This is a genomic window from Propionispora vibrioides (assembly GCF_900110485.1).
Taxonomy (GTDB): domain Bacteria; phylum Bacillota; class Negativicutes; order Propionisporales; family Propionisporaceae; genus Propionispora; species Propionispora vibrioides.
In genome coordinates this window covers 63,776-75,666 of record NZ_FODY01000011.1, presented here as the reverse complement: position 1 = coordinate 75,666, position 11,891 = coordinate 63,776, and the positions used below count along the sequence as shown (strand labels likewise).

10 protein-coding genes are annotated in these 11,891 nt (G+C 55.7%); 9 read left to right on the top strand and 1 reads right to left on the bottom strand.

The window, feature by feature from the left end; all coding sequences use genetic code 11:
- The first annotated feature begins 15 nt into the window (after positions 1–15).
- Complete coding sequence (locus BMW43_RS10550) at positions 16–687, top strand: ribonuclease H1 domain-containing protein (RefSeq protein WP_091746829.1); 672 nt, start codon at positions 16–18, stop codon at positions 685–687.
- 2 nt (positions 688–689) lie between these two features.
- Positions 690–1,055 (top strand): hypothetical protein, encoded by a 366-nt coding sequence (locus BMW43_RS10545; protein ID WP_091746826.1) that lies wholly within the window; start codon positions 690–692, stop codon positions 1,053–1,055.
- 97 nt (positions 1,056–1,152) lie between these two features.
- On the opposite strand, the gene BMW43_RS10540 is transcribed toward BMW43_RS10545, so the two are convergent.
- The gene (locus BMW43_RS10540; RefSeq protein ID WP_091746823.1) at positions 1,153–2,034 is read right to left on the bottom strand and encodes a LysR family transcriptional regulator; all 882 of its coding nucleotides are present in this window, start codon (positions 2,032–2,034) and stop codon (positions 1,153–1,155) included.
- Positions 2,035–2,212: 178 nt separating this feature from the next.
- Here BMW43_RS10540 and BMW43_RS10535 point away from each other — a divergent pair, with 178 nt between their 5' ends.
- The 7 genes from BMW43_RS10535 to cobA all read left to right on the top strand — a co-directional run bounded on the left by BMW43_RS10535 (position 2,213) and on the right by cobA (position 11,666).
- Entirely contained in the window at positions 2,213–3,427 is a 1,215-nt protein-coding gene (locus BMW43_RS10535) for an MFS transporter (RefSeq protein WP_091746820.1), read from the top strand.
- 363 nt (positions 3,428–3,790) lie between these two features.
- Positions 3,791–5,209: an LCP family protein gene (locus BMW43_RS10530; protein ID WP_091746817.1), complete on the top strand. Its 1,419-nt coding sequence runs from the start codon at positions 3,791–3,793 to the stop codon at positions 5,207–5,209.
- 167 nt (positions 5,210–5,376) lie between these two features.
- The gene (gene mrdA / locus BMW43_RS10525; protein ID WP_091746814.1) at positions 5,377–7,176 is read left to right on the top strand and encodes a penicillin-binding protein 2; all 1,800 of its coding nucleotides are present in this window, start codon (positions 5,377–5,379) and stop codon (positions 7,174–7,176) included.
- 153 nt (positions 7,177–7,329) lie between these two features.
- A complete protein-coding gene (locus BMW43_RS10520) occupies positions 7,330–7,971 on the top strand; it encodes a precorrin-2 dehydrogenase/sirohydrochlorin ferrochelatase family protein (protein WP_245732346.1) in 642 nt (213 codons plus the stop codon).
- Positions 7,940–9,256, top strand: coding sequence for a glutamyl-tRNA reductase (hemA, locus tag BMW43_RS10515; protein WP_091746807.1), 1,317 nt, complete (start codon positions 7,940–7,942; stop codon positions 9,254–9,256). Before BMW43_RS10520 ends, hemA begins: the two co-directional genes overlap by 32 nt.
- Positions 9,219–10,136, top strand: a complete 918-nt coding sequence (gene hemC, locus BMW43_RS10510) for a hydroxymethylbilane synthase (RefSeq protein WP_091746803.1) — start codon at positions 9,219–9,221, stop codon at positions 10,134–10,136. Before hemA ends, hemC begins: the two co-directional genes overlap by 38 nt.
- 12 nt (positions 10,137–10,148) lie before the next feature.
- Positions 10,149–11,666: a uroporphyrinogen-III C-methyltransferase gene (gene cobA, locus BMW43_RS10505; RefSeq protein WP_091746800.1), complete on the top strand. Its 1,518-nt coding sequence runs from the start codon at positions 10,149–10,151 to the stop codon at positions 11,664–11,666.
- Positions 11,667–11,891: the final 225 nt, after the last annotated feature.

Below are 11,891 nucleotides of genomic sequence, written 5' to 3'. Positions count from 1 at the left end.
GGAATCCAGCTTACTATGGCGGCAAAAAAGTATTACGCAGTAAAGGCGGGTAGGGCGCCGGGGATTTATGAAACCTGGGCGGAGTGCCAGAAGCAGGTGATTGGCTATAAGGGGGCGCTGTTTAAGAGTTTTCCGACCAAACAGGAGGCAGACACCTATCTGAGTGGTGAGGCGGCTGTTGCGGCACCGGTCGTTGCGGCTACAGCCGACAGTCGGGCGGAGTTCCGGAGTGGCAGCCATTATGATATATATGTGGACGGCAGCTACGATCACCGGAAGCGGCAGTATAGCTGGGGCTTTGCCGCCTACCGGGACGATGAGCTGATTCATACGGCCAGCGGCGTGGGCCGCGATGAAAGCGCCGTTGCCGCCCGCAACGTGGCCGGCGAGCTGGAGGCGACGATGGAGGCCGTCACCTGGGCGCAGACACAGGACGTGGCGGTGATTACCATTCATCACGACTACAGCGGTATTTCGGAGTGGGCCACAGGGTCCTGGAAAACCAACAATGCCCTGACCCAAGGCTACGCTGCCTTTATCGGCAGTCATTTATCCTGGGTGCGGTTTCATAAAGTGGCCGGCCATACCGGCGTGGCCGGTAATGAACTGGCTGACCGTCTGGCGGGAGAGGCGCTTAAAAACTACAACCCGGCCGGCGGGTCGGACAATCCGGAGCAGGAGGGGTAGCCGTGTACATATCGTTTATGGAGTTGGGACAGACCGTGCTGTTCATGCTGGCGGTGATTGCCTGTGGCTATCTCATCGCCGTGTTGCGCCGGCTGCTGCGGGTGCTGGGACAGGTGCAGGATGTAGTGGAGGCCAACCGGGAGCCGGTGGGCCGGACGTTATCTGTTTTGCCGGACACCTTAACCTCGGTACAGGAGTTGGCGGCCAGCGTGAGGGCGACGGTCGAGCAGACCAGCAGTACGATGGAATCCTGGCAGGGCCAGGTGAGCAGCAAGGTAAAGGACTGGCATCACAATATAGAGTCTTATGCTTTTTATCTTAATATTCTTATGGAAGTACTCAGAACTGTGTTTCCCAAGAAGCGCTAAGTGGTTGATCCCTTTCGTAGCCGGTAGGCCGCGCGGGGGATTTTTTTCTTCCCGCAGAGCGGATCCTCCGGGGTACAAGCGGGTAAGGACCGGACACTCAGGAGCCGGCAAAGGCCTTGCTGACAAAGTCCTTAAACTTTCGGGCGGCCGGTGACATGTAGCGGTTTTTTATCCAGGCCATTTCAATGGAGCGGTGGCAGTCGGTATCGGCAATATGCAGGAAGGTAATTTTTGCTTTTTCCACCCCGTTGGTGTACGGAATGAGCGCCAAACCGAACTTGGCTTCGACCAGGCCGGCAACAGTCAGTATTTCCTGACCTTCAAAGGTGATGACCGGCGTCAGGCCGGCGGCGGAGAATAGCTGGTCCATGATGATTCGGAGGCCGTAATCCTTTTTGAAGGTGATCATCGGTTCGCCGGCTATCTCTGCCAGATTGACCTCGTGGCGGCAGGCGAGGGGATGATCGATGGGGACGGCGAGCAACAATTCCTCCTGAAACAGGGTCTGGCAACCGATCCGGTCATTGGGAATGACCGGTGAACACAGGCACAGGTCGATTTCGCCGGCTTCCAACTGATCAATGAGCAGGGCCGTGTAATTTTGGTACAGCTTGAACTGAATGTCCGGATATTGTTCGTGAAACTCGCCGAGCAGGCTGGGTACCACATTGGTCCCCAGGGAATGCAAAAAAGCCAGCGATACTGTGCCGCGTTCGGGATGCAGCATATCGTCCAGCACTTTTTGGCCTGTAGCGATTTCCTGCAAAGCTCTATCCACATGCTGCAAAAATATTTTACCGTAGCGGTTTAACACGATGTGCTTGCCGTTGCGCTCGAACAGCGGGCAGCCCAGCTCCTGTTCGAGTTTGGCAATCGAACGGCTCAGCGCCGGCTGTGACACGGACAGGTCGCGGGCGGAATCGGTCATATGCTGCGTTCTGGCCACGGCCCGGAAGTTCTCCAGTTGGTACCATTCCATACAAAACCACTCCTATATAATCATTATGCATTAATTATATAATAAGAATGCATTGGAATTATAATTTAATTAGCAGTACTATATAAAAAGAATTTGTTTTTTCTGGTGGATCATCTGTGGTAAAAACAGTTGATAGTTTTTAGTGTAGCTGAGCTCCCAGGGAAGGGATGGTTTAACAATGTCAAACTATATCGAGCAGTCGGACCAGCGTTACTGGAAAACGATTGCCGCCATGTTTCTGGGCAGCTTTGTAACCTTTGCCCTGCTTTATTGCCTGCAGCCGCTCATTCCGGTGTTTTCCGGCGAATTTCAGATACCGCCGTCTACGGCCGGGTTGTCCGTATCTTTTGCTACCGGCGGACTGGCTGTTTCGATGATATTCATGTCCTGGCTGTCTGATGTCAAGGGGCGCAAGTATGTAATGACTCTGGCGCTGGTCGGTTCGGCCGTGCTGGCGATTACTAGCGCCTTTGTCCAGAACTTCACCCTGCTGTTGGTGCTACGGGCCCTGCAGGGCGTTTTACTGGCCGGGTTTCCCGCTATTTCCATGGCCTATATCAATGAGGAATTCAGCCCGGCGATTACCGGACTGGTGATCGGGATATACGTCAGCGGCAATTCGGTGGGCGGTTTGATAGGCCGTCTCTTAATCAGCACGCTGACCGATTTTTTCTCCTGGCGTTTCGCGGTAGGCGCGCTGGGCGCTGTTTGTGTGCTGATGAGCCTGTGGTTCTGGCTTCGCCTGCCGGAATCGAGGAATTTTCGACCTAAGCGGCTGGCGCCGCAAGCAGTGCTCAAGGGACTGGGGCAGGCGCTGCAGGATACCGAGCTTCGCTGCCTGTATTGCATTGGCTTTTTGATTATGGGCAGCTTCGTGACCTTGTACAATTATATTGCCTATCCGCTCATGGCGGCGCCGTATAATTTAAGCCAGACGGTGGTCGGCTGCATCTTTTTTGTGTATCTGGTCGGTACTTTTAGTTCGACCTTTATGGGCAAGCTGGCCGATGAACGGGGCAGTAACAAGGTGCTTTGCCTGTCGTTGAGCTGCATGCTGGCCGGTGTTGTGTTGACCCTGGCGCCCAGTCTATCTATTAAAATCATCGGTGTTGCCGTGTTCACCTTCGGCTTTTTTGGCAGCCATTCGGTAGCCAGCAGTTCAGTCGGCAAGAACCCTAAGGTTGGCAAGGCCCAGTCATCGTCCCTCTATTTGCTGCTCTACTATATCGGCTCCAGCGTGTTGGGCGCGCTGGGCGGGAACTTCCTGGTATGGAACGGCTGGAGCGGTGTCGTTCTGCTGATCGGTACCGCGCTGGTTCTGGCGCTGGCCATAGCCGTAACGCTACTATTGCGGGAGGAACGCTACAAGGTGTTCGAGGTGCAGCATAGTTAGGCTATAGTCTCAATTAACGGCAGTACCCTGGCGGGTCATTCTTGGCCCGGCCAGGGTAAAATTTTGTCAGTCATAAGAAACTTTATTTCAAAAAGATGAACGAGCATGAAGCAAAAAAGCGCTGTCAGAGACGTTTGGGATAGGTTGACAACACAATTTGGGATACCGAGTAATATTTTACAATAGAATAAAAAAGCTTGACCGTTTATGTAACTTTTTGTATACTGTTAGAGAGAAAGCCCCCTTGCATTGGGGGCTTATTTATTGCATAAACATAACAGATGCCCGGTGCAGTTATGGTGTGACAGGTAGTTTTGTATAGTAATACGATAGAGATACTAGGGAGCAAAGGAGGGTTGCGTCATGGCACGTTTGGAGGAGCGCCTTTCCCAGCAGCGTGGCAAGAAGAAGCATTCCGTATGGCTGTTTCTGGCTGCCGTATTCAGCATGGTTGTGGTAGCGATGGCTACCTATTACTGGTTTGTCAGCGGCGGTGATTTTGAAAAAGCGACAAAACGGGCAGGCAGCACCCTGATTGGGACGGGAAAAGTAAATATATTGGTTCTTGGGGTAGATGAGCGTAGCGATGATGTGGGTCGTTCCGATACGATGTTTGTCATTACCGTGGACAAGGATACCAAATCGGTGTCCATGCTGTCCGTACCGCGGGATACCCGCGTGAAAATTCCCGGCCATGGCTGGGATAAGATCAATCACGCCTATGCGGAAGGCGGTCATGAACTGTCGATCAAGGCCGTCGAAGGACTTCTGGATATGCCGATCGACTATTATGCCCTGATTAATTTTTCCGGCTTTAAGAAAATCATTGATGCCGTTGGCGGTATTGATGTTAATGTGGAAAAACGGATGTACTATGAAGATCCTTATGATGGCGACGGATTCGTGATCAATCTGAAACCGGGCTTGCAGCATATGGACGGCAAAACAGCCATTCAATATGTCCGTTACCGTGATGAAGAGGGCGACATCGGCCGGGTGGCCCGGCAGCAGAAGTTTGTCAAAGCCTTAATGGATGAGGTGGCCAGTCCGGCCGTCATTCCAAAACTGCCGTCGTTGATTAAGGAACTCAGCTCGGCCGTTAAGACCGACATGTCGGCCAGTGAAATGCTCAATCTGGCCAAAATATTGAACGATGCGTCCAAACAGGGCCTGCATGCCGATATGGTACCGGGCAAACCGGCCTATATTGACGATATCAGCTACTGGATACCCGATTTGGTTGCCCTGCGTCAGCATATGGCCAATATTATGGATCTGAAAACAGACCTTAAATACCAGGCTAACGCGAAACAGGAGGCTTCCGAATACGAAAGATCCATTCCGAAAGAGATGAAGGTCCTTGATCCGCCACCGGTTAAGACGGCGGACAAGACGGACGATAAGGAAAGCGATAAGGACAAAGCAACTGCCAAGGCGGACAAGGATAAGGATAAAGATAAAACCGGTGGAACCAAGCAAACCGATAAAGCCATGCTGCCGCCGCCGGCCCGGTTGTCGGTGGAAGTGCTCAATGCCAGCGGTGTGGCCGGGGCGGGCGATAAAATGGCTGCCCTGCTCCGGAATCAGGGCCTCCAGGTAACCAGCGTGTCGTCGATTACCAATACGTATAAGACCACCACGGTGATTGCCAATACGGCGAACAGCGCCGTGATCAACCGTTTAAGCGGTTTGCCTTTTGACTATTCCTTGCAGGTTTCCAGAGATGACAGCAAGGACACCCAAGCTACGGTCATCATTGGCAAGGATTTCGCAGGGAAATAGCCCTGCTTGATAGCCCGGCAGGGCTATTTTTTTTGCCCTTTTTTGTCATACTATAGTTAGCCAACCTTGAAAACAGGAATTGCTGACGGTTAGCCTGTTGCCTCGCCACCATCTTCCTGTTTCAAAGCTGGCGGAGTACTAGCTGGCAAAGAAGGAGCATTTCGGCTATGTGGGATAAACAGGAACTGGAAAAGCGGGAAAAACTGCGGGTACTGATCGTCATCATTATTGGCGTAGCGGTATTGTTGATTGGACGGCTGGCCTGGATGCAGCTGATCCAGGGGCCCCAGTATAAAAAGACGGCCGAAAGCAACCGGATTCGCAATATTACACAGACGGCGCCGCGGGGAACGATCTATGACCGCAACGGGAATATTCTGGTTGCCAACCGGCCCAGCTTTGCCGTTTCGATCATTCCCGCCGAATATAATAATGCCGCCGAGGCAACGCCGCTGCTGGCCGCCATCACCGGTCTGACTGAGGATGAGATTAATGCGAGGCTGGCCAAAGGGCAGAGTAAAGCCTATGATCCGGTTCGTTTAAAGCGGGATGCCGATGCGGCCATGCTGGCCAAAATACAGGAACGCAAACAATATCTGCCCGGGGTGATCATTGAGGCTATGCCGGTGCGCCAGTATGTGTATCAGTCGCTGGGAGCCCATGTGCTGGGTTATCTGGGCAGCATTAGTGATGACGAGTATGAGCGGCTCAAGGCCCAGGGCTATAGCCCGAACGATGTGGTAGGTCAGAGCGGTCTGGAGGAACGGTGGGAACCCAATCTGCGCGGTGTGGACGGCGCAGTGCAAATTGAAGTGAATGTGCAGGGCGAAGAGGTGGCCAGGCTGGGTGAAAAGGCGGCTATTCCCGGCAGCAATCTCATAACCACCCTGGATGTTAATATACAAAAGGCTGCTGAGGACGCGCTGGCGGCGCAGGTAAATCGCAGCCGTGGCAGCGGAGAGCCGGCCCAGGGCGGTTGCGCCGTCGTGCTGGATGTGGCCACCGGCGGGGTGTTGGCGCTGGCCAGTACGCCTGCTTTCGATCCCAATGCCTTTGCCGCCGGTATTAGCAACCAGGCGTGGCAGAAGCTGGTGACGGACAGCCATAATCCGCTGACCAACCGGGCTATTCAGAGTGAATATCCGCCAGGCTCGGTGTTTAAGATTGTCACGGCGAGCGCTGCGCTGGATACAGGTCAGACTAATGCCGACGAGGTTTTCTGGGATAAAGGTGTATATGTCTATCAGGGTTGGAGTTTTTATGGTTGGGATACCAACGGCCTGGGCAAACTGACCCTGGTCGATGCTCTGGCCTGGTCCAGTGATCCGGTGTTTTATGAACTGGGCCGGCGGGTTGGCGTGGATAGGCTGGCCGACTATGCCCGGACCTTTGGCTTTGGTGAGCTCAGCGGCATCGCTTTGTCGGGCGAAGTGGCGGGCATTGTCCCGACGATAGCCTGGAAGCAGGCTACTTACGGAGAAGAGTGGTATGCCGGAGAAACGCTGATTGACGCCATTGGCCAGGGCTATTATCTGGCGACGCCCCTGCAGCAGGCGCTGCTGCTTATGGCGGTAGCCAATCGCGGCCCGGTATACCGGCCTCGCCTGGTCGACCAGGTGGTCGGTCCCGATGGGCAGGTGAAGCAGGCGTATTCGCCGGAACTGCTGCGGACGGTCTATTTGGCACCGCAGCACTGGGCGGTGCTGCAGCAGGGGCTGCGACAGGTGGTGGCGGCCGGCACGGGGGCAGGGGTATTTAAGGATTTTAAGCCCGCCATAGCCGGTAAGAGCGGTTCGGCCGAAACCGGCCGTGGCACCACCCATTCCTGGTTCGCCTGTTATGCGCCGGCGGAGCAGCCAAGGATTGCTGTGGCCGTGCTGATCGATGAGGGCGGCGAGGGTTCGGCGGCGGCCGCGCCGGTAGTCCGGGCCATTCTGGAGCGTTATTTTAGCCTGTATGGCAGCTGACCGCCGGCGGCGCATCGCAAGAGACGGGCCGCCTGTGGCCTGGGCAGGCCCGGTGGGCGCTGGCTATAAATTTAAGAGTGGATTTTATAGGTTAAAGAGGAGTATAATTTGAAATAGCGAATATCTAACAGGATGAAGACGAGGTGGTTTCTCGTGACCTATCCGGTGAATTTGCACCTGGAGGGACGGCACTGCGCCGTGATCGGCGGTGGCGGTGTGGCAGAGCGGAAAGTGCGGGCCTTGCTGGAAGCAAAGGCCCGGGTGACGGTCATCAGCCCGGTGCTGACTTCCTGGCTGCAGGACAGGCTGGCGGCGGGGCACCTTGTGCAATGGGCCGTCCCGTACAGTGGACAGCCTTTAACCGGTTACTTTCTGGTGTTTTGCACTACCAACCGGCGGGAGGTCAACCGTTTGGCAGCCGCGGCGGCGCGGCAAGCCGGCGCGCTGGTCAATCTGGCCGATGACGGGGAAGGCAGTGATTTTACCATCCCGTCTCAGGTGCGGCGCGGGGATTTGCTGCTCACTGTATCGACGGGCGGCAAAAGTCCGGCACTATCCCGACGGCTCAGGGAAGAACTGGCCGAACGCTACGGCAGTGAATACGGCCTGTATCTGGAACGGCTGGCTGCGCTGCGCGAGGAGATCAAAACCGTCCTGGCGGACTCGAAAGACCGGGAGGCTTTTTGGCGTCAGGCCCTGGACGAAGAAATACTTAAGCTGCTGAAACAAGGCAGGATTGAGGAAGCGGAGGAAAAGATACAACATGCAGTTAGTTGTTGTGGGATTAAACCATAAAACGGCATCGGTGGACATCCGGGAGTGTTTTTCTTTTTCCGAAGAGCAGGTCAAGGCGGCTCTCCGGCATATGGACACCCGGGAGGAAATTGACGAATGCGTGATTTTGTCGACCTGCAACCGCACTGAAATGTATGCGGTGGTGGATGATCTGGAGGATGGGCTTGAAGTGATGCAGGCTCTGCTGCGGCGCATGTCGGAGGTCCAGGAGTCGGTGGAACCTCATTTATATATTTATACGGAAGAGCGCTGTATGGAGCACCTGTTCCGGGTGTCGTCCAGTCTGGACTCGCTGGTTATCGGCGAGGGGCAAATCCTCAGCCAGGTAAAAAAAGCCTACAGCATCGCCCGCGAGGTAGGGATGACCAGTACGGTGCTTAACACCCTGTTTAACCGGGCTATTGCGGTGGGCAAGAAGGTTCGCACCCAAACCAGGATTGCCTATAATGCCGTGTCGGTCAGCTATGCCGCCGTGGAATTGGCCAAGCATGCCATCGGCGACCTGTCGACGGTCAATGTGCTGCTCTTAGGGGCCGGCGAAATGAGCGAACTGACGGCGCGCCATCTGGTGGAAAACGGCGTAAATACCGTGTTTGTATCCAACCGGCGGTTTGAACGGGCGGCTTTGCTGGCCGACAAGTTCAAGGGAGTGGCCGTCCCGTTTGAGGACTTTATGAAAAGCGCGGTGAAGGCCGATATCGTGATTACCTCCACCGGGGCACCGCACTATATTATCCGGACGCTGGATGTGGCTCACCTGATGCCGAAGCGCCAAGGCCGGCCGATTATCTTTATCGACATTGCCGTGCCTCGCGATGTGGAGCCGGAAGTGGCGGCAATTGCCGGGGTAAATTTATATAATATTGACGACCTGGAAGCAGTCGTCGAATGCAATATTCATGAACGGGAACAGGAGGCCCGCCTGGCGGAAGAAATCATCGCCGAGGAACTGTCCGGACTGGTGGCTAAATTCCGTTATCTGTCCTATCAGCCGACCATGGCTTTGCTGGCGGATAAAGCGGAAACCATCCGGCAGCGGGAAGTGAAACGGGCGCTGGCCAAGCTGCCTGACTGCAGCCCGGAGGAACGCAAGGTACTGGAAAATATGTCCCGCATGCTGGTGCGAAAGCTGTTGCGTGATCCCATGGTGCGGATGAATGAAGCGGCGATGACGGGCAACGAGGCGCCGTATCTGGAAGCGGTGCGGACCTTGTTTAAACTAGACGCAATAGGAGAGGGCGGACACAGTGAAGAACGAACTTGTTATCGGTACGCGCGGAAGTAAGCTGGCGCTGTGGCAGGCTGAGCATGTAGCCAGGCTGATTGCCGGGAAATATCCGGGAGTCAAGGTGACATTAAAGCATATTGTTACAACAGGCGATAAGATTCTGGACGTACCTTTGGCCAAAATCGGCGGCAAAGGGCTGTTTACCAAGGAATTGGAGCATGCCATGCTGGCCGGGGAGATTGACCTGGCGGTTCACAGTCTAAAGGACATGCCGACGGCGCTGCCCGAAGGACTGGAACTGGCGGCCATTACCGAACGGGTCGATCCGGGCGACGCGCTGATCAGTCCGCTCTATGGCGAACTGGACAAGCTGCCGCTGGGGGCCCGGGTGGGTACATCCAGCCTGCGACGCAAGGCTCAATTGCTTAATTATCGTCCGGACCTGAGAATTTGTGATTTGCGGGGCAACTTGGATACCCGCCTGAATAAACTGGACAACGGCGATCTGGATGCCATTGTGCTGGCGGTGGCCGGCCTGGTGCGGCTGGGCTGGCAGCAGCGGATCAGCCAGATTCTGCCGAAGCATATTTGTTTGCCTGCCGTCGGGCAGGGGGCACTGGCTATCGAGACGCGCAGTGCCGACCGGGATGTACTGGCGGCAGTGCGGTTTTTGAACCACCCGGCCACGGAGGCTGCGGCTACGGCGGAGCGGGCTTATCTCAAGGAAGTGGAAGGCGGTTGCCAGATTCCGCTGGGTGTGTACGGTACGCTGGAAGCTGGCGAACTCATGTTACAGGCCGTCATTTTATCGCCTGACGGGACAACCGTCATTCGTGATTCGGTAACCGGACCGGCGTCAGCGGCGGATGAGCTGGGCGTCACGTTGGCCAGACGGATGCTGGCGGCCGGCGGCCGTGAAATACTGGCGGCGTTATAGGAGGAGTAAGGCATGAAACAAGGTATGGTATATTTGGTGGGGGCAGGCCCCGGTGATTATAAATTAATTAGTGTCAAAGCTCTGGAGTGCATCGAAGCGGCCGACGTGCTGGTTTACGACCGGTTGGCCGACGAGCGGCTGCTGGATCATGCCCGGCCGGAAGCCGAGCTGATTTATGTGGGTAAGGCTTCCAGCGCCCATACGATGAAACAGGAAGACATCAACCAGGTACTGGTGGAGAAGGCGCTGGCCGGCAAAATAGTGGTCCGTCTAAAAGGCGGCGATCCCTTTGTGTTCGGCCGGGGCGGCGAAGAGGCTTTAGAACTGATAGCCAGCGGCCTGCCGTTTGAGGTAGTGCCCGGCATTACCTCGGCTATTTCGGTGCCGGCCTATGCCGGTATCCCGGTTACCCATCGCGGGGTGGCTACGTCGTTTGCTGTTGTTACCGGCCATGAGGACCCGACCAAGGCTGAATCGACCATTCACTGGGATAAACTGGCGACCGGTGTGGACACGCTGGTGTTTTTGATGGGCGTGGAAAATTTGTCTTACATAACAACTAAGCTGCAGGAATACGGCCGGCCGGCCACTACGCCTGCCGCCGTTATCCGCTGGGGGACCAAGCCCGAGCAGCGGGTGCTGGTTACCACGGTAGGTGAGGCAGCCCGGCAGGTGGCCGAGCAGCAAATCAAGCCGCCGGCGATTTTTATCGTAGGTGAGGTCGTGTCTTTACGGGAGAAGCTGGCTTGGTTTGACAAGCGGCCGCTCTTTGGGCAAGAGGTGCTGGTAACCCGCTCGCGGGAACAGGCCAGCGTACTGAGTGCCCGGCTGGAGAGCCTGGGGGCCGAGTGTCTTGAAGCGCCGGCGATTAAGATTATACCGCCGGACAGTTATGCCAAACTGGACCAGGCTATTGGCGAATTGTCCCAGTATCACTGGGTTATTTTTACCAGTGTCAATGGGGTGGAATACTTTTTCCGGCGGCTGGCCGAGTTCGATCTGGATGCCCGAGCCTTGTGCGGCCTAAAGGTTGCCGCCATCGGTACGCCGACCGCCAACCGGTTGAAGGAACACGGTATCCGGGCTGATCTGGTGCCTGTCGAATTCCGGGCGGAAGGTGTGATCGAAGCCCTGCAGGGCCGGGTTGAGGCCGGCATGCGGGTCTTGATTCCCCGCGCCGCCGTGGCCCGCGATGTGTTGCCGGAACAGCTGCGGGAAATGGGCGTGAGTGTTAATGTAGCGCCGGCTTACCAGACGGTAAGCGGTGATGTGGAGGGGGCTGCTTTGGCCAGCCGGCTGGCAGCGGACGAGATTGATCTGGTGACCTTTACCAGTTCATCGACAGTAACCAATTTGTTGCAACTGCTGGGACCCGAAGGAGCCTCGCTGCTGCAAAAGACCAAAGTGGCCTGCATTGGTCCGATTACTGCGACCACCTGCGCCGAGCAGGGCATCAAACCCGATGTGGTTGCCAGGGAATACAGCATTGACGGCCTGGTAGCCGCTATATTAGAACAATATGGTCAATAATAATTAACAGTCACATGGTTCGGAGCAGTGGCTTTTGCCGGTTCTTCGACCTAGGGCGTGTGGACACGGGTGTTCATTGTCCATCTTCCGGCGTATTTTCCGCCGTACTGCGTTAAATTTCCTTGAAATACGTCCGGTATTCCTGCGGAAATTTGCCTTGTCCGGCGAAAAATCGGCTCGAAATCTGAGCAATTCAACGCGTTCCCACACGCCCTGACTGTCACC

Coding starts and splice junctions, on each gene's coding strand:
- cobA (WP_091746800.1), top strand. CDS start 10,149: ATGAAACAAGGTATGGTATATTTGGTGGGGGCAGGCCCCGGTGATTAT.
- BMW43_RS10530 (WP_091746817.1), top strand. CDS start 3,791: ATGGCACGTTTGGAGGAGCGCCTTTCCCAGCAGCGTGGCAAGAAGAAG.
- BMW43_RS10535 (WP_091746820.1), top strand. CDS start 2,213: ATGTCAAACTATATCGAGCAGTCGGACCAGCGTTACTGGAAAACGATT.
- BMW43_RS10540 (WP_091746823.1), bottom strand. CDS start 2,034: ATGGAATGGTACCAACTGGAGAACTTCCGGGCCGTGGCCAGAACGCAG.
- BMW43_RS10550 (WP_091746829.1), top strand. CDS start 16: ATGGCGGCAAAAAAGTATTACGCAGTAAAGGCGGGTAGGGCGCCGGGG.
- mrdA (WP_091746814.1), top strand. CDS start 5,377: ATGTGGGATAAACAGGAACTGGAAAAGCGGGAAAAACTGCGGGTACTG.
- hemA (WP_091746807.1), top strand. CDS start 7,940: ATGCAGTTAGTTGTTGTGGGATTAAACCATAAAACGGCATCGGTGGAC.